The sequence below is a fragment of the Delftia sp. WSY_7 genome (genome assembly GCF_043104845.1).
Taxonomy (GTDB): domain Bacteria; phylum Pseudomonadota; class Gammaproteobacteria; order Burkholderiales; family Burkholderiaceae_C; genus Comamonas; species Comamonas tsuruhatensis.
This window is the reverse complement of sequence record NZ_JBICLB010000008.1, coordinates 1-454: the sequence shown is the minus strand read 5'-3', so window position 1 is coordinate 454 and position 454 is coordinate 1. Positions and strand designations below refer to the sequence as shown.

The 454-nt window shown below is 67.2% G+C and carries 1 protein-coding gene; it reads right to left on the bottom strand.

Going from position 1 to position 454, the window contains the following annotated elements:
• The coding region (gene tssI / locus ACF8ME_RS04960) for a type VI secretion system tip protein TssI/VgrG (RefSeq protein WP_392415506.1) at window positions 1-454 on the bottom strand (454 nt) is incomplete at both ends.

The window sequence follows — 454 nt, the reverse complement described above, 5'->3', positions numbered from 1 at the left end:
GCGGTCCACGGTCTCGGTGCGGTCGCGGTGGATGACGCTGGTCTCGTCCCGGTCGATGGTCTTGCGCCGGTCGTTGCCCACCCATTTGTCCTCGTCGTTCTCGACCTCGGTGAGCTGGTCCTTTTGCGCATGCAGCCACAGCTGTTCGGCGCCCGCCTTGTCCTCGAAGCGGATGGCGTTGGCGTCGCCCGGGCCGTTCTTCATGCCCGCGCCTGCGGCACCGCCCTTGCTCGACCGGGTCTTGATGCCCGATTGCGTGGCGTTGGCCGGCAGCGCCCAGGGCGGCATGTTGGCCGCGTTGTAGACGCAGCCCGTGACGATGGGATAGTCCGGGTCGCCGTTGAGGAAGTCCACCACCACCTCGTGCCCTATGCGCGGGATGGAGATGGCGCCAAAGCCTGGTCCTGCCCAGTTGGTGGCCACGCGGATCCAGCAGCTGGAGTTCTGGTCCTTG